This window comes from Streptomyces sp. CB02980, from assembly GCF_014451325.2.
Lineage (GTDB): Bacteria > Actinomycetota > Actinomycetes > Streptomycetales > Streptomycetaceae > Streptomyces.
Genome location: NZ_JACSCH020000006.1, coordinates 1 through 26,318 on the forward strand (window position 1 = coordinate 1; position 26,318 = coordinate 26,318).

At 71.2% G+C, this 26,318-nt stretch carries 20 protein-coding genes; 7 read left to right on the forward strand and 13 right to left on the reverse strand.

Annotated features, from left to right (window positions below):
• Positions 1-256: 256 nt before the first annotated feature.
• The 3 genes from E0F75_RS14490 to thyX form a co-directional block, all read right to left on the reverse strand.
• Complete coding sequence (locus E0F75_RS14490) at positions 257-1,942, reverse strand: ribonuclease J (protein ID WP_187622947.1); 1,686 nt, start codon at positions 1,940-1,942, stop codon at positions 257-259.
• A 99-nt stretch (positions 1,943-2,041) separates the two neighbouring features.
• On the reverse strand, positions 2,042-2,941 hold the full coding sequence (gene dapA, locus E0F75_RS14495; RefSeq protein ID WP_187622948.1) for a 4-hydroxy-tetrahydrodipicolinate synthase: 900 nt from the start codon (positions 2,939-2,941) through the stop codon (positions 2,042-2,044).
• A gap of 178 nt (positions 2,942-3,119) precedes the next feature.
• Positions 3,120-3,860 carry an FAD-dependent thymidylate synthase gene (thyX, locus tag E0F75_RS14500; RefSeq protein WP_055600971.1) on the reverse strand — a complete coding sequence of 247 codons (741 nt, stop codon included), beginning with the start codon at positions 3,858-3,860 and terminating at the stop codon, positions 3,120-3,122.
• A gap of 155 nt (positions 3,861-4,015) precedes the next feature.
• Here thyX and E0F75_RS14505 point away from each other — a divergent pair, with 155 nt between their 5' ends.
• On the forward strand, positions 4,016-4,255 hold the full coding sequence (locus E0F75_RS14505; RefSeq protein ID WP_187622949.1) for a hypothetical protein: 240 nt from the start codon (positions 4,016-4,018) through the stop codon (positions 4,253-4,255).
• Positions 4,256-4,309: 54 nt separating this feature from the next.
• The gene (locus tag E0F75_RS14510; protein ID WP_187622950.1) at positions 4,310-4,870 is read left to right on the forward strand and encodes a PH domain-containing protein; all 561 of its coding nucleotides are present in this window, start codon (positions 4,310-4,312) and stop codon (positions 4,868-4,870) included.
• On the opposite strand, the gene E0F75_RS14515 is transcribed toward E0F75_RS14510, so the two are convergent.
• The 6 genes from E0F75_RS14515 to eccD all read right to left on the reverse strand — a co-directional run bounded on the left by E0F75_RS14515 (position 4,860) and on the right by eccD (position 11,920).
• Entirely contained in the window at positions 4,860-5,312 is a 453-nt protein-coding gene (locus E0F75_RS14515) for a tetratricopeptide repeat protein (protein WP_187622951.1), read from the reverse strand. The genes E0F75_RS14510 and E0F75_RS14515 overlap by 11 nt on opposite strands.
• A gap of 5 nt (positions 5,313-5,317) precedes the next feature.
• Positions 5,318-6,070 carry a 4-hydroxy-tetrahydrodipicolinate reductase gene (dapB, locus tag E0F75_RS14520; protein ID WP_187622952.1) on the reverse strand — a complete coding sequence of 251 codons (753 nt, stop codon included), beginning with the start codon at positions 6,068-6,070 and terminating at the stop codon, positions 5,318-5,320.
• A gap of 27 nt (positions 6,071-6,097) precedes the next feature.
• Complete coding sequence (locus E0F75_RS14525) at positions 6,098-7,477, reverse strand: pitrilysin family protein (protein ID WP_187622953.1); 1,380 nt, start codon at positions 7,475-7,477, stop codon at positions 6,098-6,100.
• A complete protein-coding gene (locus E0F75_RS14530) occupies positions 7,474-9,693 on the reverse strand; it encodes a polyribonucleotide nucleotidyltransferase (protein ID WP_187622954.1) in 2,220 nt (739 codons plus the stop codon). Before E0F75_RS14530 ends, E0F75_RS14525 begins: the two co-directional genes overlap by 4 nt.
• A gap of 277 nt (positions 9,694-9,970) precedes the next feature.
• Positions 9,971-10,261, reverse strand: a complete 291-nt coding sequence (gene rpsO / locus E0F75_RS14535; protein ID WP_187622955.1) for a 30S ribosomal protein S15 — start codon at positions 10,259-10,261, stop codon at positions 9,971-9,973.
• Between the two features lie 180 nt (positions 10,262-10,441).
• Positions 10,442-11,920, reverse strand: coding sequence for a type VII secretion integral membrane protein EccD (gene eccD, locus E0F75_RS14540; RefSeq protein WP_187622956.1), 1,479 nt, complete (start codon positions 11,918-11,920; stop codon positions 10,442-10,444).
• Between the two features lie 183 nt (positions 11,921-12,103).
• Here eccD and eccCa point away from each other — a divergent pair, with 183 nt between their 5' ends.
• On the forward strand, positions 12,104-16,072 hold the full coding sequence (eccCa, locus tag E0F75_RS14545) for a type VII secretion protein EccCa (RefSeq protein WP_187622957.1): 3,969 nt from the start codon (positions 12,104-12,106) through the stop codon (positions 16,070-16,072).
• Positions 16,073-16,171: 99 nt separating this feature from the next.
• Positions 16,172-16,465, forward strand: coding sequence for a DUF397 domain-containing protein (locus tag E0F75_RS14550; protein WP_187622958.1), 294 nt, complete (start codon positions 16,172-16,174; stop codon positions 16,463-16,465).
• Between the two features lie 66 nt (positions 16,466-16,531).
• Here E0F75_RS14550 and E0F75_RS14555 read toward each other — a convergent pair whose 3' ends face one another.
• The 4 genes from E0F75_RS14555 to eccB form a co-directional block, all read right to left on the reverse strand.
• Positions 16,532-16,822, reverse strand: a complete 291-nt coding sequence (locus E0F75_RS14555) for a WXG100 family type VII secretion target (RefSeq protein ID WP_187622959.1) — start codon at positions 16,820-16,822, stop codon at positions 16,532-16,534.
• Positions 16,823-16,874: 52 nt separating this feature from the next.
• Positions 16,875-17,210 carry a WXG100 family type VII secretion target gene (locus tag E0F75_RS14560; protein ID WP_187622960.1) on the reverse strand — a complete coding sequence of 112 codons (336 nt, stop codon included), beginning with the start codon at positions 17,208-17,210 and terminating at the stop codon, positions 16,875-16,877.
• 190 nt (positions 17,211-17,400) lie between these two features.
• Positions 17,401-18,672 (reverse strand): type VII secretion-associated serine protease mycosin, encoded by a 1,272-nt coding sequence (gene mycP / locus E0F75_RS14565; RefSeq protein WP_187622961.1) that lies wholly within the window; start codon positions 18,670-18,672, stop codon positions 17,401-17,403.
• A 12-nt stretch (positions 18,673-18,684) separates the two neighbouring features.
• Positions 18,685-20,241 (reverse strand): type VII secretion protein EccB, encoded by a 1,557-nt coding sequence (gene eccB / locus E0F75_RS14570; RefSeq protein ID WP_187622962.1) that lies wholly within the window; start codon positions 20,239-20,241, stop codon positions 18,685-18,687.
• Positions 20,242-20,431: 190 nt separating this feature from the next.
• Here eccB and eccE point away from each other — a divergent pair, with 190 nt between their 5' ends.
• The 3 genes from eccE to E0F75_RS14585 all read left to right on the forward strand — a co-directional run bounded on the left by eccE (position 20,432) and on the right by E0F75_RS14585 (position 26,228).
• A complete protein-coding gene (gene eccE, locus E0F75_RS14575; protein ID WP_187622963.1) occupies positions 20,432-21,733 on the forward strand; it encodes a type VII secretion protein EccE in 1,302 nt (433 codons plus the stop codon).
• Complete coding sequence (locus E0F75_RS14580) at positions 21,733-22,548, forward strand: hypothetical protein (RefSeq protein WP_187622964.1); 816 nt, start codon at positions 21,733-21,735, stop codon at positions 22,546-22,548. Before eccE ends, E0F75_RS14580 begins: the two co-directional genes overlap by 1 nt.
• A gap of 227 nt (positions 22,549-22,775) precedes the next feature.
• A complete protein-coding gene (locus E0F75_RS14585; RefSeq protein ID WP_187622965.1) occupies positions 22,776-26,228 on the forward strand; it encodes an SCO5717 family growth-regulating ATPase in 3,453 nt (1,150 codons plus the stop codon).
• Positions 26,229-26,318 lie beyond the last annotated feature (90 nt).

The following is a 26,318-nucleotide window of genomic DNA, read 5'->3' on the forward strand; positions in this document are numbered from 1 at the left end:
CTCTATCAGATCTTTTCGACCCGATTTCCTCGGTGCTTTCCGGTCCCTTTTGTTTTCACTCCGGGGGCCTTTCGGCGTTTCCGACTTTATCAGAAGATCTGAGTCGGTTTTTCCGCCTCCCGGTGAAGCGTTCGGGCGCACGTCGGCGCCGGGGCTTCCCGTTCTGGCGGAGCCGTAAACGTACTGGAGCGGGGCGCCCCGATGCAAATCGAGGGGCCCCGCTCCGGTGCTGCGCTGGTCCAGGCCGTCAGGCCTGTCAGACCTCTACGACGACCGGGAGGATCATCGGGCGCCTGCGGTAGGTGTCGGAGACCCACTTGCCGACGCTGCGGCGGATCAGCTGCTGGAGCTGGTGGGGTTCCACGACGCCGTCCTGGAACGACTTGTTCAGCGCCTGGTCGATCTTCGGGAGCACCGCGTCGAACGCGGAGTCGTCGATACCGGAACCTCGGGCGTGGACGTGCGGGCCGCCCACGATCTTGCCGGTCGAGGAGTCGACCACGACGAAGACCGAGATGATGCCCTCCTCGCCCAGGATGCGGCGGTCCTTGAGGGAGGTCTCGGTGACGTCGCCGACCGAGAGGCCGTCGACGTACACGTAACCCGCCTGGACCTTGCCGGTGATCCGGGCGCGGCCGTCGACCAGGTCGACGACGACGCCGTCCTCGGCGATGACGATGTGGTCCTTGGGGATCCCCGTCATCGCGCCGAGCTCGGCGTTGGCGCGGAGGTGGCGCCATTCGCCGTGGACCGGCATGAGGTTCTTCGGGCGGCAGATGTTGTAGAAGTACAGCAGCTCGCCGGCCGAGGCGTGGCCCGAGACGTGGACCTTGGCGTTGCCCTTGTGGACGACGTTCGCGCCCCAGCGGGTCAGGCCGTTGATCACGCGGTAGACCGCGTTCTCGTTGCCCGGGATCAGGGACGACGCCAGGATCACGGTGTCGCCGGGGACGATCCGGATCTGGTGGTCGCGGTTGGCCATGCGGGACAGGGCCGCCATCGGCTCGCCCTGGGAACCCGTGCAGACCAGCACGACCTCGTCGTCCGGCAGGTCGTCGAGGGTCTTCACGTCCACGACGAGGCCGGCCGGGACCCGGAGGTAGCCCAGGTCGCGGGCGATGCCCATGTTGCGGACCATCGAGCGGCCGACGAAGGCGACCCGGCGGCCGTACTCGTGGGCGGCGTCGAGGATCTGCTGGATGCGGTGCACGTGGCTGGCGAAGCTGGCCACGATGATGCGCTTCTGGGCGTTCGCGAAGACCGTGCGCAGGACGTTGGAGATGTCCTTCTCCGGCGGGACGAAGCCCGGGACCTCGGCGTTCGTGGAGTCCGAGAGAAGGAGGTCGATGCCTTCCTCGCTCAGACGCGCGAACGCGTGGAGGTCGGTGAGGCGGCCGTCCAGCGGGAGCTGGTCCATCTTGAAGTCGCCGGTGGCGACGGCCATGCCCGCGGGGGTGCGGATCGCGACCGCGAGCGCGTCCGGGATGGAGTGGTTGACCGCGATGAACTCGCAGTCGAACGAGCCCAGGATCTCCCGGTCGCCCTCCTTCACCTCGAGGGTGTAGGGGCGGATGCGGTGCTCCTGGAGCTTGGCCTCGATCAGGGCGAGGGTCAGCTTGGAGCCGATCAGCGGGATGTCCGGCTTGAGCCGGAGCAGGTAGGGGACGGCACCGATGTGGTCCTCGTGGCCGTGCGTGAGCACGATGCCTTCGATGTCGTCGAGACGGTCCCGGATGATGGTGAAGTCCGGGAGGATCAGGTCGATACCGGGCTGCTCCTCTTCGGGGAAGAGGACGCCGCAGTCGACGATGAGCAGACGGCCGTCGAATTCGAAGACCGTCATGTTCCGGCCGATTTCGCCGAGCCCGCCGAGCGGGATGACGCGCAGGGCGCCCTTCGGCAGCTTCGGCGGGGCACCGAGTTCAGGATGCGGATGACTCAAAAGACTCTCCTCACCACGCACGCCACGTACCTCTTGGCACGTGGCGCGCATGACATTCGTGCACTTGCTGTTGTCAGTGTTCAGTTGTGAAGTCCGTTGTCAGAGCTCTACCCCGCCGGCGGCCAGGTCGATCTTGAGCTGCTCGGTCTCCTCGGGGGACAGCTCCACGAGGGGCAGCCGCAGGGGGCCGGCCGGGAGGCCCTGGAGGGCGAGGGCGGCCTTGGTGGTCATGACGCCCTGGGTGCGGAACATCCCGGTGTAGACCGGGAGCAGCTTCTGGTGGATCTCGGTGGCCTTCTGGATCTCGCCGCCCAGGTGGGCGTCGAGGAGGGCGCGGAGCTCCGGGGTGACCACGTGGCCCACGACGGAGACGAAGCCGCAGGCGCCGACGGAGAGCAGGGGCAGGTTGAGCATGTCGTCGCCGGAGTACCAGGCGAGGCCGGAGCGGGCGATGGCCCAGCTGGCGCGGCCGAGGTCGCCCTTGGCGTCCTTGTTGGCGACGATGCGCGGGTGCTCGGCGAGCCGGACGAGCGTCTCGGTGTCGATCGGGACGCCGCTGCGGCCGGGGATGTCGTAGAGCATCACCGGGAGCTCGGTGGCGTCGGCGATGGCCGAGAAGTGCCGGTACAGGCCCTCCTGCGGGGGCTTGTTGTAGTACGGCGTGACGGCGAGCAGTCCGTGTGCCCCGTCACGCTCGGCGGTGCGGGCGAGCTCGATGGAGTGGTGGGTGTCGTTGGTGCCGATGCCGGCCACGATGTGGGCGCGGTCGCCGACCGCCTCCAGTACCGCTCGTACGAGCTCCGATTTCTCCGCGTCGCTGGTGGTGGGGGACTCGCCGGTGGTGCCGTTGATGACGAGGCCGTCGTTGCCTGCGTCCACCAGGTGGGTGGCCAGTCGCTGGGCACCGTCGAGGTCGAGTGCGCCGTCCGCCGTGAAGGGCGTGACCATGGCGGTGAGGACCCGCCCGAAGGGGGTCTGCGGAGTGGAGATCGGAGCCATGGGTAACACGCTACTCGCTGCTCAGCGCCGGGTGTCCCCTAGGGGGACAGGATAAAGGGAGCCCGGCGCTGCCTGCTCGGGGGTTCAGGCAGCGCCGGGTCCGTTTGATCAGCCTAGATGAACTTCGTGAAACGTCGCAATACGGACACTTCGCACGAGGGGTTCGGACATCTGTGCCCTATGGGGCCACACGGCCGTTCTTGTTGAAGGCTCCATGGGTCAGCGGCATCAGCCGGGCCCAGTGCTCCTCCATCTTCTCGCCGACCATCTCGATCTCCCGCTGCGGGAAGGACGGGACCGCGGCCAGCTCGTGCTGGGTGCGCAGACCGAGGAAGTGCATCAGCGAGCGCGCGTTGCACGTGGCGTACATCGAGGAGAAGAGACCGACGGGGAGGACCGAGCGGGCGACCTCGCGGGCGACGCCGGCGGCGAGCATCTCCTGGTAGGTGGCGTACGCCTGACGGTACGAGTCCTCCATCGTGCGGCTGACCAGGTCGTGCTGCTCCTGGGTGCCGTCGACGAAGACGTACTTGCCGGGACGGCCCTCCTGGACGAGCTTGCGCGAGGCGTCCGGGACGTAGAAGACCGGCTGGAGCTCCCTGTAGCGGCCCGATTCCTCGTTGTACGACCAGCCCACGCGGTGGCGCATGAACTCGCGGAACACGAAGATCGGGGCGCTGATGAAGAAGGTCATCGAGTTGTGCTCGAAGGGGCTGCCGTGGCGGTCCCGCATCAGGTAGTTGATGAGGCCCTTCGAGCGCTCCGGGTCCTTCTGGAGCTCTTCGAGGGACTGCTCGCCCGCCGTGGAGACCCGGGCTGCCCAGAGGACGTCGGAGTCGGCCGCCGCGCTCTTGACCAGCTCGACGGTGACGTCGCTCCGGAAGTCGATCTTCACGTTCTCGGTGGGGCTGTCGGTCACCAGCGGTCCTTCCAATCGGCTGTTGCAGTCGCCCACTCTAACGACGTCCTACCGGAGGATGAGATTCGGCCGCTTTGGTGAAATAGGGCACCAAAGCCCCGGTTCTGTCGTCTCTCCCTGTGACGCATGACGACGACCCGAGGAGAGTGGCTCTGATGTTCCGCCGGAGAGAGGCCGTACCGTTCGCGTTCGTCGCGGAGGCCGACCACTTCCGCAGTAACGTCGCTCCGCCACCCCGGGAGCGCCTCGGCGCCTCGCAGATCATGGGCCGTACCCTGCTGGGGCTGACCGTCGCGGCCGGCCTCGTGGGCTCGTTGATCTTCGGGATGCCGTCCCTTCAGGCGGCCGACTCCACCACTCATCAGCAGCAGTCCGAAGCCTCCGACAACCGCTGAGGTAGCCTCACCGGGCATCGCCCCTTCGAGCGTGCTTGTGAGTGAGGACCTGTCGTGCCCCTGCCCTTTCTGACGGCCGACCGTGCTTTTGACACGACCGACCACGTCGCCCTGCCGTTCGACGACCACGACCAGTGGCGTCGTCCGTACCGGCCGGGATCCTGGCGGGTCGGGGCGGCGGCGCTCGCGCTGCTGCTGGCCTCGTTCGTACTCCTCGCCGCGGTGATCATCACCGCGGCCGGAGGATTCAGCGGCGGGGCCGTCACCCTGGCCACCGCCGTACTCGTCATCCTGGCCGCCCTGCGGATGCTGCGCATGGGCACCTGGGTGAGCCGCGCCGGGATCCGCCGCGTGGCCTTCTTCTCGACCGTCACCGTGCCGTGGGCGAAGGTGACCTCCGTACGCACCGTGCAGCAGCCGGTTCGCTGGCTGGGGCTCCCCCGTACGGTCCAGGGTCAGGCCCTGGCGCTCGGCCGGCAGGGTGGTGAGCAGCTGATGCTGCTCACCGACCACAACGCCGACTTCCTCTCCCGTGTCGAGGCCTTCGACCGGGCGGCCGACACGGTCGAGGCCTGGAACGCCGAGTACGGCGTGGCCCCGGCCGTCACACGCTGACCGGAAGCCCTTCGTGGAGGGCGATGGCCCTCTGCATCGCCTTGCGGGCCCGCGGGGTGTCGCGGGCGTCGTGATAGGCGACCGCGAGCCGGAACCAGCAGCGCCAGTCGTCCGGCGTGTCCTCCGTCTCGGCCTTGCGCCGGGCGAAGACCTCGTCGGCCGAGTCGCGGTCGATCCGGCCGCCCTCGGTGCGCTTCAGCTCGTCCACGGGCAGGCCGCCCTCCGCCTCCAGTTCGGTGGCGAGGCGGCCCGCCTGGCGGGCGAACCGGGTGTTCTTCCAGAGGAACCAGCCGCCGACCGCGGGCAGCAGGAACGCCACCGCGCCCATGCCCATGGCGGCCGGCTCGCCCGTGAGGAGGAGCAGGACGCCCTCCATCGCCACCACGCCGAAGACGAGGACGAGCACGGTGGAGAGGAAGACGTACGTGATCTTTCCGCCCATGATCGTCAGCCCAGGTCCAGGAAGTGCTCCAGGCCGAAGGTGAGGCCCGGAGTGCTGGGGACACGGCGGGCGCCCAGAAGGATGCCCGGCATGAAGCTGGAGTGGTGCAGCGAGTCGTGGCGGACCGTCAGGGTCTCGCCCTCGCCGCCGAGCAGCACCTCCTGGTGGGCCAGGAGGCCCGCCAGGCGTACGGAGTGGACGCGGACGCCGTCGACGTCGGCGCCGCGCGCCCCGTCCAGGGCGGTCGCGGTGGAGTCCGGCTGAGCGCCGAGACCGGCCTCGGCACGGGCGGCGGCGATCAGCTGGGCCGTCCGGGTGGCGGTGCCGGAGGGGGCGTCCACCTTGTGCGGGTGGTGCAGCTCGACCACCTCGACGGACTCGAAGTACGGGGCCGCGATCTGGGCGAACTTCATGGTGAGGACCGCGCCGATGGAGAAGTTCGGAGCGATGAGGACGCCGGTCTCCGGGGAGGCGGCGAGCCAGGTCCGCAGCTGCGCGAGGCGCTCCTCGGTCCAGCCGGTGGTGCCGACGACCGCGTGGATGCCGTGGCGCACGCAGAAGTCGAGGTTCTCCATGACCGAGGCGGGGGTGGTCAGCTCGACGACGACCTGGGCGTCCGCCTCGACGAGGCGCTCCAGCTTGTCGCCGCGGCCGAGGGCCGCGACCAGTTCCATGTCCTCGGCGGCCTCGACGGCCCTCACGGCCTCGGAGCCGATGCGGCCCTGGGCACCGAGGACCGCCACGCGCAGCTTGCTCATTGCTCTGAATTCCTTAGGGCTAGATGGTCAGGAGACGGCCTGGTGCAGACGGTCGGCCTGCTTGTCCTTCAGCGGGCCGATCACCGAGAGCGAGGGCCGCTGGTCCAGTACATCGCGTGCGACCTCCCGGACCTCGTCCGGGGTGACGGCCGCGATCCGGTCCAGCATGTCGTCGACCGACATCTGGGTGCCCCAGCACAGCTCGCTCTTGCCGATGCGGTTCATCAGCGCGCCGGTGTCTTCGAGGCCGAGCACGGTCGAACCGGAGAGCTGGCCGACGGCGCGGGCGATCTCGTCGTCCGTGAGGCCGTCGGACGCGACCTTGTGGAGCTCGTCGCGGCAGATCTTCAGGACGTCGTGGACCTGGCCCGGGCGGCAGCCCGCGTACACCCCGAAGAGGCCGCAGTCGGCGAAGCCCGAGGTGTACGAGTACACGCTGTAGGCCAGACCGCGCTTCTCGCGGACCTCCTGGAAGAGGCGTGAGGACATACCGCCGCCGAGAGCGGTGTTCAGTACGCCGAGGGCCCAGCGGCGCTCGTCCCCGCGGGCCAGACCCGGCATGCCGAGGACCACGTGGGCCTGCTCGGTCTTGCGGTTCAGGAGCTCGACGCGGCCCGCCGCGCGCAGGGTGCGCAGGCCGTCGCGCGGGGCGACGGGGACTGCGTCGGTACGGGTGAGGGCGCCGGCCTTCTCGAAGGCGCGGCGGACCTGGCGTACCACCGTGGCGTGGTCGACGTTGCCCGCGGCGGCCACGACCAGGTGGGTCGGGTCGTAGTGCTTCTTGTAGAAGCGGGCGATCTGGCCGCGGCTGAGCGCGTTGACCGTGTCGACGGTGCCGAGGACCGGGCGGCCCAGCGGGGTGTCGCCGAACATGGTCTGCGCGAAGAGCTCGTGCACGACGTCACCGGGGTCGTCCTCGGTCATCGCGATCTCTTCGAGGATGACGCCGCGCTCGGCGTCCACGTCCTCGTCGAGGATGAGCGAGCCCGTGAGCATGTCGCAGACGACGTCGATCGCCAGCGGCAGGTCGGTGTCGAGGACCCGGGCGTAGTAGCAGGTGTACTCCTTCGCCGTGAAGGCGTTCATCTCGCCGCCGACCGCGTCGATCGCGGCGGAGATGTCGAGGGCGGACCGCTTGTGGGTGCCCTTGAAGAGGAGGTGCTCCAGGTAGTGGGTGGCGCCGTTGAGCGCCGGGGTCTCGTCGCGGGACCCGACGTGCGCCCAGATGCCGAAGGTGGCGGAGCGCACGGAGGGAAGGGTCTCGGTGACGATCCGGAGGCCGCCGGGGAGGGTCGTGCGGCGGACCGTGCCGATGCCGTCCTTGCCCGGGAGAAGCGTTTGGGTACGGGCGACGGCCCGCCCCTCCGAGGAGGGGCGGGCCGTCGTCACGGAACTACGGGACGTCACTGGTCGGTGTCGCCCTTGTCGTCGGCGGCGCCGTCCTCGTCCGCGATCACGGGGATCAGGGACAGCTTGCCGCGCTGGTCGATCTCGGCGATCTCGACCTGGACCTTGGAGCCGATCGCGAGCACGTCCTCGACGTTCTCCACGCGCTTGCCACCGGCGAGCTTGCGGATCTGCGAGATGTGCAGCAGGCCGTCCTTGCCGGGCATGAGGGAGACGAAGGCACCGAAGGTGGTGGTCTTGACGACCGTACCCAGGTAGCGCTCGCCGACCTCCGGCATGGTCGGGTTGGCGATCGCGTTGATCGTGGCGCGGGCGGCCTCGGCCTGCGAGCCCTGCTGGGCACCGATGTAGATGGTGCCGTCGTCCTCGATCGTGATGTCGGCGCCGGTGTCCTCCTGGATCTGGTTGATCATCTTGCCCTTGGGGCCGATGACCTCACCGATCTTGTCCACCGGGATCTTGACGGTGATGATGCGCGGCGCGTTCGGGGACATCTCGTCCGGAACGTCGATCGCCTCGTTCATCACGTCGAGGATGTGCAGACGCGCGTCGCGGGCCTGCTTCAGCGCGGCGGCCAGGACCGAGGCGGGGATGCCGTCGAGCTTGGTGTCGAGCTGGAGGGCGGTCACGAACTGCTTCGTGCCGGCGACCTTGAAGTCCATGTCGCCGAAGGCGTCCTCGGCACCGAGGATGTCGGTGAGGGCGACGTAGTGCGTCTTGCCGTCGATCTCCTCGGAGATCAGACCCATGGCGATACCGGCGACGGCGGCCTTCAGCGGCACACCGGCGTTCAGCAGCGACATGGTGGAGGCGCAGACCGAGCCCATGGACGTCGAACCGTTGGAGCCGAGGGCCTCGGACACCTGGCGGATCGCGTAGGGGAACTCCTCGCGCGTCGGCAGCACCGGCACGATGGCGCGCTCGGCGAGCGCGCCGTGGCCGATCTCACGGCGCTTGGGCGAGCCCACGCGGCCGGTCTCACCGACGGAGTACGGCGGGAAGTTGTAGTTGTGCATGTAGCGCTTGCGGGTCACCGGGGAGAGGGTGTCCAGCTGCTGCTCCATGCGGAGCATGTTGAGGGTGGTGACGCCCAGGATCTGGGTCTCGCCACGCTCGAACAGCGCGGAACCGTGCACACGCGGGATGGCCTCGACCTCGGCCGCGAGCGTACGGATGTCCGTCAGGCCACGGCCGTCGATGCGGACCTTGTCCTTGATGACGCGCTCGCGGACCAGCTTCTTGGTCAGCGCGCGGTAGGCGCCCGAGATCTCCTTCTCGCGGCCTTCGAAGGCCGGGAGGAGCTTCTCGGCGGCGAGCTCCTTGATGCGGTCGAGCTCGGCCTCGCGCTCCTGCTTGCCGGCGATGGTGAGCGCCTTGGTGAGCTCACCCTTGACGGCGGCGGTGAGCGCCTCCAGGACGTCGTCCTGGTAGTCCAGGAAGACCGGGAACTCGCCGGTGGGCTTCGCGGCCTTGGCGGCGAGGTCCGACTGGGCCTTGCAGAGGGCCTTGATGAAGGGCTTCGCGGCCTCGAGACCGGCGGCGACGATCTCCTCGGTCGGCGCCTCGGCGCCGTCCTTGACGAGATCGATGGTCTTCTCGGTGGCCTCGGCCTCGACCATCATGATCGCGACGTCGCCGTCCTCCAGGACGCGACCGGCGACGACCATGTCGAAGACGGCGTCCTCGAGCTCGGTGTGCGTCGGGAACGCGACCCACTGGCCCTTGATCAGGGCGACGCGGGTGGCGCCGATGGGGCCGGAGAAGGGCAGGCCCGCCAGGATCGTGGAAGCGGAGGCGGCGTTGATCGCGACCACGTCGTACAGGTGGTCGGGGTTGAGCGCCATGATCGTCTCGACGATCTGGATCTCGTTGCGCAGGCCCTTCTTGAAGGAGGGGCGCAGCGGCCGGTCGATCAGGCGGCAGGTGAGGATCGCGTCCTCGGAGGGGCGGCCCTCACGGCGGAAGAAGGAGCCGGGGATCTTGCCGGCCGCGTACTGCCGCTCCTCGACGTCCACCGTCAGGGGGAAGAAGTCGAGCTGGTCCTTGGGGCGCTTCGAGGCGGTGGTCGCGGAAAGGACCATCGTGTCGTCGTCCAGGTAGGCGACGGCGGAGCCGGCGGCCTGCTTGGCCAGACGGCCGGTCTCGAAGCGGATGGTGCGGGTACCGAAGGCGCCGTTGTCGATGACGGCCTCGGCGTAGTGGGTCTCGTTCTCCACTAGTGGTTTCTCCTACGTGTTCGTCTTTGCGTCCGGGGCCCGTGTGGCCGGGGACGGTGGCGACGGCGGCGGAGAAGCGCCTCGGGTGCGGGCCGGTCTTCGATCGAAGCACCCGGTGATTCGTCCGGGGGCCACTACCGAGGACCGGCGGCTGGCCGGCGGCTTCTCGCTCGTCGTATGGGGTTGTGCGACCAGACTAAGCCGGTGCGCACACTTTGTGCACGTACAGCAAAGGGAGCGGCCCCCCGAAAGTGGGAACCGCTCCCTTCACGGCGTCTTACTTGGCGCCGCCGGCCGCACCGCGGCGGATGCCGAGGCGGTCGACGAGCGTACGGAAGCGCGCGATGTCCTTCTTGGCCAGGTACTGCAGCAGGCGGCGGCGCTGGCCGACCAGGATCAGCAGACCACGACGGGAGTGGTGGTCGTGCTTGTGCTGCTTGAGGTGCTCGGTCAGGTCCGAGATGCGGCGGGACAGCATCGCGACCTGGACCTCGGGAGAGCCGGTGTCGCCCTCCTTGGTGCCGAACTCGGCAAAGATCTGCTTCTTGACAGCGGCGTCGAGAGCCACGCGGTTCTCCTCGTTGGTTCGTGCGCCCGTGAGTGCCCCTGGTCTTGATCTCAGGGGAAGCTTCCGTGACTCGACGGGCGAAGGTCCGATGGGCGCAGCTTCCAGAGGATTCCGGGAGCGCGTACACAAACGGCCGTCACACAGCGTACCAGCTCGCCGGAGCGCCCCCGGAGCAGACCTCTACTTGCTGGTCAAGGACCGGACCGTGGAGAAGACGTCGAGGACGGCGAGGCAGAGCGGGACGAGGGAGAGCAGGACGAGGCCCTCGGCCAGGTCGAGGAGGCGGCCCCAGAACGGGGAGAGGCCCTTCCTCGGGATGATCAGGCCGATCGCGGTGATCAGCGCGGCTCCGGCGGCGACGGACGCGGTGAGCCAGATCGTACGGATGTCCAGGCCGCCCCGGTCGCCGTACATGAGGAGGTCCTTGACCAGGTCCGCCGGCGGGTTGAGGGAGAGGCCGAGGACGAGCAGCGCGATGGCGGCGATGCCGGCGACCAGGACGCAGACGACCTGCGAGGTGTAGCGGAAGAGGCGGGCGCGCAGCAGCATCGCGAGGCCGGCGGCGAGGGCGAGGAGCTGGCCCCACATGTTTCCGGCGAAGCCGAGGACGGCCGCGGAGCCGACGACGACCGCGGCGCAGCCGCCGACCAGGCCGAGGAGCATCTCGTGGCCGCGGCGGGCCTGGAGCGCGATGCGCTCCCCGTCGACGGGCTGGAGGTCGTCGCCGGCCGGCTGCTGCGGGTCGCCGTGGAACTCGTCGTCGGCGGCGCTGCGAGGGGCGGCGTAGCCGATGGGGAGCCGGGCGAAGCGGGCGGAGAGGCCGGGCAGGAAGGCGACGAGGCCGATGGCGACGGGGGCGCAGGCGGCGGCCGTCTCGGTGGCGGTCGACTCGGTGAGGATCGCCACGAAGGTCGCGAGGGTGCCGACGGTGGCGAGGAAGGTGGCGGCCACGAAGGGCGCGTCGCCGCTGGGGGTGAGCGCGACGAGCGCCACCGAGGCGACCAGGACGGTGACGCAGCCGAGCAGGAACTGGAGGCGGCCGGGGCCCTGGCCGGCGTCGGGGCCGACGATGCCGGAGCCGGCGATGAGCAGCAGCGGCAGCGCGCCCAGGCCGAGGGCGACGGCGGTGGCCCGGTCGCCGTACACGCGGGCGCGTACTCCGGCGAAGGCGGTGAGGAGGAATCCGGCGGCGCCCGCGATGATCCCGGGCAGGCTGTGCATGTCGTGCCGGATCGGGTCGGCGAACCAGAGCACGAAGCCCATCAGGACGAGGAGCAGCACGCCGCCGAGGAGTCCGGCGCCGCGCAGCAGCTCGTCGCTCCACAGGTGCCGGTCGCGGGTGACGGCGGAGGCGACGGCGTCGGACACGTCGTCGTAGACGGCCGGCGGCAGGGACTGGGCGAACGGGCGCAGGGAGAGCACCTCGCCGTCGAGGACCTGCTGGGCCGCGAGGGTGCGGGCTCCGTCGAGGACGGATCCGTCGCGGCGGACCAGGTGGTAGCCCGTGGGCGTACCGGCGGCCTGTGTCTGTCCGGTGAGGCGCAGGATCTCCGGGTAGACGTCGGCGACGGCGATGTCCTCCGGGAGCGCGACGTCGATGCGGCTGTCCGGCGCCACGACGGTGACGCGGCAGAAACCGGTCGCTGCGGTCGTACTCACGTGTCTGGACCCCCTGATTCGCGGTTGCGCACGATGCGCGCGCCACCCTACCGGGGACGGCGGGTGAGGGCTGCAAGTAGGATCGCCGTCCCATGGGGGAAGTCCGTGTGCCCGGCTGCCGACAGGGGTGCCGGGCGGATGCTCCCGCCACGAGCCCACCTCCAACGAGGGATTGATGCGCCGGTGAGCCAGATCGTCGTCAAACGCCCGCCGAGGTCTCTTCCGCCGGAAGTGCCCGGTGGGGAACTGGTCCTGGAGTCTCCGCCGGAACTCCCGCGGGGACAGCAGGAGTCGGCGCTGATGCAGCTCCTGCCGATGCTCGGCATGGGTTCTTCGGTGGTGTTCTTCTTCATGACGCCGTCGCCGATCATGCGGATCATGGGCACGCTGATGCTTGCCTCGACGGTCGCGATGGCCGTCGCCCAGTTCGTGAGATTCCGTCGCGGTACGCAGGGGCAAATGTCCGATGTCCGCCGCGACTACCTCAAATACCTCGCGCAGACCCGGCGTACGGTCCGGCGCACGGCCCACAAGCAGCGGGACGCGCAGCTGTATCTGCACCCGTCCCCCGAGCAGTTGTGGTCGGTCGTGGCCGAGGGCTCGCGGGTGTGGGAGCGCCGGGTCGGCGACCACGACTTCGGGCAGGCGCGGATAGGGCTCGGGGCACAGCAGTTGGCGACGCCGCTCGTGGCGCCGGACACGGCTCCGGTGGACGAGCTTGAGCCGCTGTGCGCGGGTGCGATGCAGCAGTTCCTCGCGGTGCACGGCACCCTGGACGGGCTGCCGATGGCGGTCTCGATGCGGGCGTTCTACCACGTGACGGTGTCCGGTGAGCCGGAGTCGGCGCAGGCGGCGGCGCGTGCCCTGGTGGCGCAGCTGGTGACCCTGCACTCCCCCGACGACCTGATGCTCGCGGTGGTCGCGACCCGGCCGGCGCAGGAGCGCTGGGACTGGACGAAGTGGCTGCCGCACACGCAGGTGCCGGGGCAGGTCGACGGGGCCGGCACGAAGCGTCTGTTCGGCGACGACCTCGCTGAGCTGGAGCAGTTGGTCCGCTCGAAGCTGGACGGTCGGCCGCGGTTCTCCCGGGAGAACCAGCCGGTGCTCGACCAGCCGCACGTGGTGGTGGTCCTCGACTCCGATTCCACCCGCGGTGGTCTGGTGCCGCCGGACTCGCTGCTCGCGGCGGCCGAGGGCCTCCAGGGCGTGACGATCGTGGAGGTCGTCTCCGGCGACCTCGACGAGCCGCGCGGTGGTCTGTCCGTGGTCGTACGGCCGGGCCGGCTGCGGCTGGAGTCGGGTGGCGGTTTCGCGTACGAGGGTCTGCCGGACGGCGTCTCGCTGCCCGCGGCGGAGGCGCTGGCCCGTCAGCTGGCCCCGCTGAAGATGGGCGGCGGGGACGACGACGAGCCGCTGCTCGCCAATCTGGACTTCACGGATCTGCTGAACCTGGGCGACGCGGCCTCGGTGGACGTGGCGCGGACCTGGCGGCCCCGTTCGGTGGCCGAGCGCCTCCGGGTGCCGATCGGTGTCGGCGAGGACGGCCAGCCGGTCATGCTCGACCTCAAGGAGGCCGCACAGGAGGGCATGGGCCCGCACGGTCTGTGCGTGGGCGCCACGGGTTCCGGAAAGTCGGAGCTGCTGCGGACGCTGGTCCTGGGTCTCGCGGTGACGCACTCCTCGGAGACGCTGAACTTCGTCCTCGCGGACTTCAAGGGCGGCGCGACCTTCGCGGGCATGTCGCAGATGCCGCACGTGGCGGCGGTCATCACCAACCTGTCGGACGACCTGACGCTCGTCGACCGCATGGGCGACGCGATCCGCGGTGAGCTGCAGCGGCGTCAGGAGCTGCTGCGGTCGGCCGGCAACTACGCCAACATCCACGACTACGAGAAGGCGCGCGCGGCGGGCGCCCCGCTCGAACCGCTCGCCTCGCTGGTCCTGGTGATCGACGAGTTCTCCGAGCTCCTCACCGCCAAGCCGGACTTCATCGACATGTTCATCCAGATCGGCCGCATCGGCCGCTCCCTGGGTGTGCATCTGCTGCTCGCCTCGCAGCGCCTGGAGGAGGGCAAGCTGCGCGGCCTGGACACGTACCTCTCGTACCGGATCGGTCTGCGGACCTTCTCGGCGGCGGAGTCGCGGACGGCGATCGGTGTGCCGGACGCGTACCACCTGCCCTCGGTGCCGGGTTCGGGCTATCTGAAGTTCGGTACGGACGAGATGACCCGCTTCAAGGCGGCGTACGTCTCGGGCACGTACCGGACGGGCGGGCCGCGGCTGGAGATCGGGCACCTGCCCGTGGAGCGGCGTCCCGCGCTGTTCACGGCGGCGCCGGTGCCCGTCGTGTACGCGGCGCCGGACCCGGCGTACCTCGCGCGGCAGCGGGCGGAGGAGGACGACGCGCTCGCGGACACCGTCCTCGACGTGATCGTGCGCCGCCTGGAGGGCCAGGGCGTGCCCGCGCACCAGGTGTGGCTGCCGCCGCTCGACCAGGCGCCGTCGCTCGACCAGCTGCTTCCGGGTCTCGCGCAGACCGCGGACCGGGGGCTCACGGCGACCGAGTACACGCGTCAGGGCGGGCTCACGGTGCCGCTCGGCCTCATCGACAAGCCGTTCGAGCAGCGGCGCGAGGTGCTGTACCGGGACTTCTCCGGCGCGGCGGGCCACATGATGGTGGTCGGCGGTCCGCAGTCCGGCAAGTCGACGATGATGCGCACGCTCATCTCGTCGTTCGCGCTCACCCACACCCCGGCCGAGGTGCAGTTCTACTGCCTGGACTTCGGTGGTGGCGGCATGGTGTCGCTCGCCGATCTGCCGCACGTCGGCGGGGTGGCGTCCCGGCTGGACCCGGAGCGGGTGCGGCGTACGGTCGCCGAGGTGATGGGCGTGCTGAACCGGCGCGAGGAGTTCTTCCGCTCGCACTCCATCGACTCGATCGCGACCTACCGGCGCAAGCGGGCCGCAGGCGAACTGCCCGGCGAGGCCTGGGGCGACGTCTTCCTGGTCGTGGACGGCTGGGGCGGTTTCCGCAACGACTACGACGTGCTGGAGCCGATCGTCTCCGACATCGCCGCGCGCGGTCTCGGCTACGGCATCCACGTGGTGATCACCGCCTCCCGGTACATGGAGGTGCGTGCGGCGCTGAAGGACCAGATGCTGGGCCGGCTCGAACTGCGGCTCGGTGACGTCATGGACTCCGAGTTCGACCGCAAGGTCGCGGCGAACGTGCCGCCCGGCGTGCCGGGTCGCGGCCAGGTGCCCGAGAAGCTGCACTTCATGGGCGCGCTGCCGCGGATCGACGGATCGAGTTCGGCCGCCGACCTGTCGGACGGCACGGCGGCGTTCGTACGGTCGGTGCAGGCGTCCTGGACCGGGGCCCCGGCCCCCGCGGTGCGACTGCTGCCGCGCAAGCTGTCGGCGGACCGACTGCCGAAGGGCTTCGAGTACCCGCAGCACGGCATCGCGATCGGCATCGACGAGACGAACCTGGAGCCGGTGTTCGTCGACTTCGAGTCGGACCCGTTCTTCCTGATCTTCGGCGAGAGCGAGTCCGGCAAGACGGCGCTGCTGCGGCTCATCGCCAAGCAGCTGTGCGAGCGGTACACGCCGGAGCAGGCGCGGATCGTGGTGGGCGACTACCGGCGGACGATGCTGGAGGCGGTCGCGCCCTCGCACCTCCTGGAGTACGCGCCGATGGCCTCCGCCATGCAGATGCACATGGAGGCCATCAACACGGTGATGGGGAAGCGGGCGCCGAAGCCCGACATCACACCGCAGCAGCTGCGCGACCGCAGCTGGTGGACGGGTCCGCAACTGTACGTCCTGGTCGACGACTTCGAGCTGGTGGCCACCAACTCGGGGAACCCGCTGGCGGTCCTGGTGGAGAACCTGCCGTTCGCACGGGACGTCGGCATCCGGTTCATCGTGGCGCGCAGCGCCGGTGGTGCCTCCCGGGCGATGTACGAGCCGTTCATGCAGCGCGTGAAGGAGCTGGGCGCGCAGGGCGTGGTCCTCTCCGGCGACCCGCAGGAGGGCGACATCCTGGGCAGCGTCCGGGCACGGCCGATGCCTCCGGGCCGGGGCACGTTCGTGTCGCGGAAGCGGGGCACGCCGCTGGTGCAGCTGGGCTGGCTGCCGGAACAGCACTGACGGAGCGGGCCGGACGGGCGGGGGAATTCCCGCCGACCGGGTACGGCGGTCCCACTACTGTGGGAGGGACCGCCGTACCACCGCGAAGGGAACGCGCCGATGACCGACGCAGACACGAGCACGACCAGCGCCGACAGCGCCGCCGACGCCGCTCTGGCCGCCGAGAAGCAGCGCCAGAAGGACGAGCTGTACGCGCTCGACATCTCGGGCGTCTCGTGGGAGGGCGCTCCCGGGACGAGCCCGGACGAGGAGCGCGTGGAGATCGCCCGGCTCCCCGAGGGGGCGGTGGCGATGCGTTCGTCCCTCGACAAGGACACGGTGCTGCGGTACACGAAGGCCGAGTGGGACGCGTTCGTCCTCGGGGCCCGGGACGGCGAGTTCGACCTGCGGTGACGCGCGGACATACGTGAGGGGGTGGCCCGTCGTACGGGCCACCCCCTCACGCGTGCTCGCCGGGTCTCACATCATGCGGAACCGGGCGGCGTTGCCCTTGTCGGTGTCCTGGTAGCCCATGACCGACTCGTCGAGGAGCTGGGCGATGCGCGCCAGGTCCTGGTTCATGCCGGCCATGTCGCGAGTGATGCGGTCCTGGGTCTCGCGGTAGGCGACCTTCGCCTCACCTTCCCAGTTGGAGGCGACACGGTTGACCTCGGCCATGAGGTCGTCGAGCTTCTGGGTGAGCGTGGTGGAGGTCAGGCGGGTGTCGGCCGCCGCCTGCGTCACGGTGTCGTAATTGACCGCAGTGGTCATGATGATGACTCCTGAAGTGAGAGTGGCGCGGAGGAGTGGGTGAGGACGGGGCTCAGACGCCCAGGATGGCGCTCTGGCCGCCGCCGCTGTTGTCCATGGTGCGGAAGGACCGGAGGCGGTCCTCCTCCTCGCGCGAGAACCCGTCGGCGCTCATGCGCATCATCTCTTCGAGGTTGGAGAGCTCCTGGCGCATGCTGCGCAGGCGCTGGTTCAGGTCGTTCTGGACCCGGTCGTACTCCTTGCTCGCAGCACCCTGCCAGCCCGCCTGGACGCGGTCCACCACGCTGTTGAGCGAGGTGATGCGGGACTGGAGCTCGTCGGAGAAGTCCTGGATCCGGCCGGCGAGCTTGACTTGTTCGGCACTGGTTACGTTCAGGTCTTTCGACATCTTGCCCCTTCTTCCTTCGGTGACGTCGACGGCTGGGCCGTCGGGCCATCCGGTCGTGATGCGGACGGGAATCTTCTGATGCCGCCCCCGTGCTGGGATCGCACTGTCGTGCGCCCAGCGGTCACTTTAACCATTGACGGCGGCAGTTCCAACTGCAAAGGAGGGTCGGGATACTTGACCGACACGCCGGTCAACGGGCCCCCCTTCCGCGGCGGCTGTCGCGGATCACGGTGGCGGTCCCGGCGACCACGGCCACCAGGACGACACCGATCCCCAACGTGTAGGTGGCGAGCCGTTCGGAGCGCTCCTGAGGCGTCTCCGACAGCGCCAGACGCGCCGGCTCGGGAGCCGGCGGCTTGGGCGGGCGAGGGTCGGGCGTGGGCGCCGCGGGCGGCGTCCCGGGGGTGTCCGCGAGCGCCCGCACCGGGTCGACCACGCCCCAACCGACGTAGTCGTCACGTCCGTTGACCGAGCGGACGGCGGTCTGCTCGATCCGGGCGACGATCTGGGCCGCGCTCCAGTCCTTGTGCTCGGCGCGCAGCAGGGCGGCGACACCGGCGACGTACGGCGCGGAGAAGCTGGTGCCGTTGTCGACGCACTGGCCGCCGCCGGGGACCGTGGAGACGATGTCGACGCCGGGGGCGGCGACACCCACCATGGGGCCCGCCTGGGAGAACACGGCGCGCTCGTTGTTCCGGTCGGAGGAGGCGACGGCGAGGACACCGGGGAAGGCGGCCGGGTAGGTCAGCTTGGAGGTGCCGTCCATGCCGTCGTTGCCGGCGGAGGCGACGACGACGACGCCCCTCTTGATGGCCTCGGCCACCGCCTTGGCCATCGCCGTCTCGGGGCCGAGGCGCTGGGTGGTGTCCTGCGAGATGTTGATGACGTGTGCGCCCTTGGCGACGGCCCACGTGATGGCCTCCGCCATCGTGTCGGCCTTGCCGCTGTTCTTCTCGTCGTTCTGCCGGATCGGGATGATCGTCGCCTCCGGCGCGAGGCCGACGAATCCGGTGCCCTTGTGGGGGCGGGCGGCGATGATGCCGGCGACCTTGGTGCCGTGGCCGACCTGGTCGACGGTGCCGTCGGTCTTGCCGCGCTGCTCGTCGCCGAAGCCCGGGTTCTTCTTGTCGGGCTTGAGGTAGTCCTTGCCCGCCTTGGCGTCGACGGCGGACTTCAGCTGCGGGTTGACGTCGTCGACGCCCGTGTCGATGACCGCGACCCTGACGCCCTTGCCCTTGGTGTCCTGCCAGAGCTCGTCGAGGAGGACCCGCTGGAGCGGCCAGGGGGTGTCCGCGATCTGCTTCTTCATGGGGAAGGTGCACTCGCCGCTGCCGTCGAGGACGGGAGTGCCGCCGGCGCCTTCACGGGGCCCGGGGGCGGCCGAGGCCGCGCCGGGGGCCGCGAGGAGCGCGGTGAGGGTGCCCGCGGCGAGGAGGGCCGCAGCGCGGGTGGTCGTCGTCATCGGTGCCACCCCCTAGGAACCCTGCGGCTGGGCCGCGCTGTTGGAGTCGAGCCGGGGGCCCTTCGAAAGGAACTCGGACCATTCGATCGGGACCCGGGCCGGCACGACCTTGTCGTAGCCGAGACGCTTCTGGGCGTCGCTGGGTTCCGGGCGTCCGTCGGTCGGCTTCTCCTTGTCGCCGGCGCCGATCTCGGAGCGGGCGGAGTCGCTGTCGCCGTTGGCCTGCACCGCGTAGCGGAGCCCCGTGTCGGTGACGAGGAACAGCGAACCGTCGGGCGTCTGCTGCTTGCCCTGGGTCTGGGTGTACAGCAGGCCGGTGCCGGGGGTGACGTACGTGCTGCTGCCGCCCGCGGTGATGTCGGCGGGGTACTGGGGACCGGCCCAGGTCGCGAGGGTCGTCTGCCCCTTCTCGCCGACTTCGGTGAGGATGCTGCAGACGGTGTCGCGGGCGTCCGGGCCGGTGACGGAGTTGACCTGGTCGGACCTCTTCTTCGGCCAGTTCACCTCGCCGTGGAAGACGGTCGGGTCCGGGACGAAGGAGGAGGCGTCGGCGGGGGTGGCCTCGCCGTCCATGTCGAGGGACCGGGTCTGCGGGGCGTTGATGAGCAGCCAGGCGGTGAACGGCGTGACCGGCTGCACCTTCCCGGGAAGGACGACGTAGTTCTGGGGCCCGGAACCGGTGGGCGCGAGCAGGACGTTGCCGATCCGGCTCTCGGTCTCGGTCAGGGTGGAGCCGGGGATCTGGGTGGTGCGGCCGACCTCGTTGCTGTCGATGCGCGGGAAGTCGATCGCGTCGCCGGTCTTCAGCGTGGCGAGCCAGTCGTCGGTGACCGCCTGCGGCTCCTTGCCGAGGCCGACCAGGGCGGTGAGGAGTCCGGTGGACTCGGCCTTCACCGGGTACTTGGTGCCGGTGTGGTCGATGAGGAACTGGGCCGCGCCCGCCTGCCCCTTGACGTACAGGATCTCCCCGTCGTCGAGCTTGCTCTTGTCGTCGGTGAGCTTCAGATCCCGCTGGGCGAAGACGAAGGTCGCCTTCTGGACGCTGGCGCCCGTGCCGCCACCGGGCTGCTCGCAGACCGCCCAGCGCTTCGCCTTGCCCGCCTCGTCCGCGGTGGGCAGCCGGTCGGGGGCGTACGGAATGCCGAGGATCGGGCCGCGCGGGGGCGTGCCCTTGCCCTCGTCGAGCGTCTTGTCGGCGACCTGGACGACCTGGAACTGCTCGGGGTCGAGGAGGAGCCGCGCGGAGGCGAGGTTGAGCACGGGGTGGAGCAGGGTCTTCTTGTCCTTGCCCTTGCCGGTCTCCAGGACCACGTACCGGGTCGTCGACTGCTTGCCGACGATCACCCGGGTGCCCGGGGTGTCCCAGCCCTTGGGGGCCTGCGGTTTGAACATGCCCCAGGCGCCGAAACCGGCCACCACGAGCGCGGCGACGATCAACCCGGGAAGGATCGCGCGCAGCGGCTTCGGTGCCCCCTCCTCCGTACCGGAGGGCGAGGGTTGGAGGAATGCCGCCACCGTGCGCTTCTTCGCAAAGGTGTACGCGTTGAGCTCGTCCCGCCGCGATGCCATGAGTCCCCATTCTCGTCAGGCGCGATCTTCGCGCGGGAGCCGGGGGAGGTGACACCCGGGTCCCGGCTGTCGGACCGGCCCCCTACTATGCCTGCTGTCCCGTGGGGTTCGTGGGGCGGGTAGGGTGATCCGGCCGCCAATGCCCTGGCGGGCCAGGGTGATCGGGATGAATTGAGGGGGATTCTCCATCATGGTTTCCGCGACGCGGACGCGGCCCGCCGCGGCCACCGCCTCCGCACCCCCGTCCACGGGGCCTGTTTCCTCGGTCTCGCCGAAGCTCCAGGCGCGCCCGGGACACTTCGGTTCGTTCCAGTTGCAACAGCTCGTACTGATCGAGGTGGCGGCGGCACTGATGCTCGTCGCCTGGGTCGTCGAGCCGATGCTGATGGTCCCCGCGGGCGTGGTCGCCGTCGTACTCGTGCTGATGGCGGTCGTCCGCCGGCACCGCCGCTCGCTTCCCGAGTGGCTCGGAACGTTCCTCGCGCTGCGGACGCGTACCCGCAAGGCGTCCTCGTTCACGGTGCCCGAGGGCACCGAGCCGGGGCTCGCGCCGGTCGTGGAGTGCGACCCGGCCCTGCGGACCTACGCGTACAGCGATCGTGACCGGCGACCGGTCGGCATGGTCGGCGACGGCACCTTCCTGACCGCGGTCCTGCGGGTCGAGGCGGACGGCACGGCGCTGCGCCCGGACCGCGCGGCCGCGCCGCTGCCCGTCGGGCTCGTCCGGGACGTCCTGAGCGTGGACGGCATCCGCCTGGAGTCGGCGCAGATCGTGCAGCACACGCAGCCCGCTCCCGCACCCCACCTGCCCGCGCAGTCGATGGCCGCGCGCAACTACGGGCCGCTCCAGGCACAGACGGGTTCGCCCGCCGTGCGGATCACCTGGATCGCGCTCAAGCTCGACCCCGAGCTCTGCCCGGAGGCGGTCGCCGCGCGCGGCGGCGGCCTCAAGGGCGCGCAGAAGTGCGTGGTGCGGGCGGCGGACCAGCTGGCGAGCCGGCTCGCGGGCGCCGGGTTCGCGGCGAGCGTGCTGACGGAGCAGGAACTCGTCTCGGCGCTCGCCACCTCGACGTGCGCCAGCCCGATGGCGATAGCGCAGGCGGGCCGGGGGCAGACACAGGCACGCCGGACCCAGGAGACCGCACGGACCTGGCGGGTGGACGACCGGCGGCACACCACGTACTGGGTGGGGCGCTGGCCCCAGCTCGGCGGGCAGGGCGGCTCGGGGGCCTCGATGCCGCAGCTGGTGGCCCTGCTGACCTCGCTGCCCGCGCTCGCGACGACGTTCAGCCTGACGCTGAGCGGCGGGGACCGGCAGGAGGTGACGGTGACCGGACACGTACGGATCACCGGGCGCAGCGACGAGGAACTGGTGGCCGCGCGGCACGAACTGGAGCGCGCCGCGCGCGGGGTGAGGACGGGACTCGTGCGACTCGACCGTGAACAGGTGCCGGGCATCCTCGCGACGCTTCCGCTGGGGGGTGCGCGCTGATGTCCCACGCCGCCTCCTCTTCCTCCTTCGGTACGCCGGCCCGTTCGGGCGCCGGTGGCACCGGCCGGGCCGCCTCCCGGGGCGCCGGCTCCCGGGGTACGGGCCGGGCCACGAAGCCCCGCTTCGGCTTCGGGCTCGTCGGGCCGCGCCGCGACCGGCACTCCGTCCCCCTCGACCAACTCGAGGCGCTGGCCCTGCCGGTCGGCGACGACGGCATGGTGATCGGCGTCGACGCCGAGAGCCGGCCCGCCGTGCTCGGCATCAACCGGCCCGTCCCGTACGACATCACGCTCATCGGCGGTCTGTGGACCGCCCAGGTGCTGGCCCTCCGGGCCGCCGCCACGGGTGCCCGGGTGGCGGTCGAGACCGGCCGTGCGCAGGCCTGGACGGCGCTCGCGCAGGCCGCCGGCGGCGGCCAGCCGTGCATCGCGCTGCACGACGTGGGACGCGTGCCGCCGCAGGGCGCGTCCGCGGGCAGTCCCGTGGTCGTGATCCGCGACTGCGGCATGCGGCCGCCGCGCGGCCGCGTCGTGTCGGCGCCCTGGCAGTCGGTGGTCACGCTGCTGCCCTATCTGAGCCCGGTCGCACCCCGGCTCCTGGAGAAGTCCTCGCTGGTCGGCGTCCAGCGGGTCTCGCCCGACGAGGCCACACAGATCGGCCGCATCATGAGCCTGCCGCGCCACGAGTACGAGGCGCTCTCCACGCTCGCGGACGGAGTGACGCTCTGGTGTACGCCGAGCGACCGCCAGTTCGTCATGACGCAGGGCACCGACGCCGAGACCGGATTGTTGGGCGCCGCGCGCAGGATGGACTGAACGGCACCGAACGGCATGAAGTCGTTCAAGTACGTCCGTTTTTGCATCGTTTTGAACGGTCGGGGTTCTCACTCTGCGACGCACTCAGGTCACTTGGCGACCGGAGCGGGTCATGGGGACGGGCGCGGAGGGGCCGTCGGGCCTGCCCGGGGGTTGCCCGCGCCGTTTAGGGTGGAAGAGCCCCGCCCACAACGGCACAAGGGTGCTCGACCACACCAGGAGGCAAAGTGAACGGCGATCGCGACGAGATCCACGGGGGTTGGAGTCCGCCCGCCGACGATCAGTCCGACGCGGATCCCGCCGAGATGACGGGTGAGTTCACCATCGACTACACCCCGCCGGCCTGGTACACGCAGAACGCGTCGGGCGGTGCGGGGGCCGGCGGTGCCACTCCCCCGCCGCCGAGCGGAGCGCCGGTCCCGGTCCCTGTCCCTGTCCCGGGCCTCCCGGCGGGCAGCGGCTTCGAGCCGAGCTGGAACGCGGGGACTCCGGCGGCGGGCACGCCTGCCGGGGGCACGCCCCTGGCCGGCACCCCTGTGCCCGGCCCGCCCGTGGTGGGTGGACCTGCGACGGGTACGCCTCCGGTCGCCGGGCACGTGCCTCCGGCCGGGATGCCTCCGGTCGGGATGCCTCCGGTCGGGATGCCTCCGGTCGGGATGCCTCCCGTGGCCGGGCCTCCGGCTGTTGTGCCTCCCGCGGTGACGCCCCCGGTTGTCACGCCGCCGGTCGCCACGCCTCCCCTTGTCACGCCTCCCGTTGTCGCGGCTCCCGACGCCTCGTCGCCGGGTGCCTTCCCGCCGCCCGTCCCGCTGCCGGGTGCTCCGGCACCCGCGCCCGCCGCGCCGTTCGGGGGCGGGGACGTCGAGAGCGGCTCGACCATGCGCTTCTCCCCCGCCGCACTCCAGCGCGAGATCGCGGAGCGCGCGGCGGAGGCCACCGCGGCCGCCCCCGCCACCTCGGCGACGCCCGGGGCCGGCGCCGAGGAACCGGCCGCGACCGCCGACGACAGCGCCCCGGCCGAGGCCGAAACGGCCGGCGTCGAAGCGGCGGACGTGACGGAGTCCGGCACGGAACACGCCCTCTCCGCCGAAGCGCCCGAGGTGCCGGAAGCGCACGACGAGTCCGCGCCCGACCGGGCCGCCGATGCCGTGGCGAGCACGAGCCCGAGCCCCGAGGGCGCCGAGGCGGACTCCGACGCGGACGCCGGACCGGTCACCGACGCCGTACCCGCGGACGTCTCCGGCGACGCGGCCCCTCCGGACGCCGTCCCGGCCGCTCCCGAAGCACTGACGGAGCCGATGGCTCCCGTTCCCTACCCGCCGGCCGACGCCGCGCCACAGGGCTTCGGTCCCGACGCGGCCCCCGGTCCGTTCCCCGGTGCCGCTCCGGCTCCCGCGCCCGCGCCCGGGCAGCCCTTCCCGGCCGCCGGGCCGCAGGCCGGCGGCGGCTTGCCGCCGCTCCCGCCGTCGTTCCAGCCGGCCGCTCCCGGGCCCGCCCAGCAGTGGCCCGCGCAGCCGGGCGCCCAGCCGCAGCCCCAGGCCGCGCCGCTGCCGCCCGCCGCCGCATGGCCGCCGCCCGCGACTCCCGGCGCGCCCGGCCCCGTACCCCCGCAGGCCCAGGCGCCCGGCGCCTACGGGTACCCGCACCCCGGCGCCCTGCCCCCGCAGCCGCCCCACGCCCAGCAGGCCCCGCACGACCAGCCCCAGGGCCCCGGCGGTTACGGCTACCCCCAGGCGCCCCACACTCCGCAGGCCCCGCAGCCCCAGCCCCCGGCTCCCGGCCCCCAGGGCGGCTACGGCTTCCCGCACCCCGGGACGCCTCCGCAGCAGGCCGGTTACGGCTACCCGCTGGGGGCACCTCCCGGGCCGCAGGGCCCAGGGGGACAGCCCGGGGCCCCCGGTGGCGTGCCGCCGCAGGCGCAGGGCGGTTACGGCTACCCGCACCCCGCCGCCGTACCCCCGCAGGCCCCGGCCCCCCAGCCGCCGCACGACGGGCAGCCCGTCGACCCGCGGACCGGGGCCGCCTGGCCCTCGCCCGTGACGCACGATCAGCGGGAGCGGTCCGTGCCGGGCGCCCCGCTCGGCTACAACGCGGCCGTCGAGCTGTCCTCCGACCGTCTTCTGCGGAACAACAAGCAGAAGCCCAAGTCCAGCCGGACGCCCGGCGGCGGCGCCGCCCGCTTCAAGCTCGGCGGCAAGAAGGAGGAGGCGGAGCGGCAGCGCAAGCTGGAGCTGATCCGGACCCCCGTCCTCTCCTGCTACCGGATCGCGGTCATCTCGCTCAAGGGCGGTGTCGGCAAGACCACGACGACCACCGCGCTCGGCGCGACGCTCGCGACCGAGCGGCAGGACAAGATCCTGGCGATCGACGCCAACCCGGACGCCGGAACCCTGGGCCGCCGGGTGCGGCGCGAGACCGGGGCGACCATCCGTGACCTGGTGCAGGCGATCCCGTACCTGCACTCGTACATGGACATCCGCCGGTTCACCTCGCAGGCGCCGTCCGGTCTGGAGATCCTCGCCAACGACGTGGACCCGGCCGTCTCGACGACGTTCAACGACGAGGACTACCGGCGGGCGATCGACGTCCTGGGCAAGCAGTACCCGATCATCCTCACGGACTCGGGTACGGGTCTGCTGTACAGCGCGATGCGCGGGGTGCTCGACCTCGCCGATCAGCTGATCATCATCTCCACGCCCTCCGTGGACGGCGCGTCCAGCGCGTCGACGACGCTGGACTGGCTCTCCGCGCACGGCTACGCGGACCTGGTGCAGCGCTCCATCACGGTCATCTCCGGGGTCCGCGAGACCGGCAAGATGATCAAGGTCGAGGACATCGTGCAGCACTTCCAGACCCGCTGCCGCGGCGTCGTGGTCGTGCCCTTCGACGAGCATCTGTCGGCCGGCGCCGAGGTGGACCTCGACATGATGCGGCCGAAGACCCGGGAGGCGTACTTCCACCTCTCGGCGATGGTGGCCGAGGACTTCGTACGGGCGCAGCAGGTGCAGGGTCTGTGGACCGGCGACGGCCAGGGCGCGCTGCCGCCGCACATGGCCCCGCCGATGCCGGGCCACCAGATGCCCGGACAGCCGATGCCCGGTCAGCAGATGCCGGGGCAACCCCTGCCCGGCCAGGCGGTGCCGGGGCAGTTCGCGCCCGGACAGCCCGTACCGGGGCAGCCGTACGGTGCCCAGCCGACGCCCGGACAGCAGATGCCCGGACAGCAGATGCCCGGTCAGCAGATGCCCGGTCAGCAGATGCCGGGGCAGCCGTTCCCCGGCCAGCAGCCGCCCGGCCAGCCCGGCCAGCCGTACCCGCCGCAGCAGCCGGCACCGGGGCAGCCGTACGGCACGCCGCCCGCACCCGGACAGCCGTACGGGGCTCAGCCCGTGCCGGGGCAGCAGCCGATGCCCGGGCAGCCCGCGCCGGGTCAGCCGTACGGAGCACAGCCCGCACCCGGACAGCCGTTCGGGGCGCCTCCCGGCCAGCCCGGTATGCCGCAGGGCTGGCAGCAGCCGCAGCCGGGTCAGCCGCTGCCTCCGCAGGCCGATCCGCAGGATCACGGTCACGGGCAGCCGCAGGGTCAGGGGCAGGGCCATGACCAGGGACAGGGGCAGGTCCCGCCGCCGAACTGGTCGCAGGAGCAGCCTCCGCAGGCTCCGCCAGCCCCTCAGCAGTAAGGCGTCACAGGAGTAGACCAATGAGGCCCCGTACCGGTTCCCCGGTACGGGGCCTCTTGGCATTCCCGCAGTCCACAAGGGGTTTGAGGG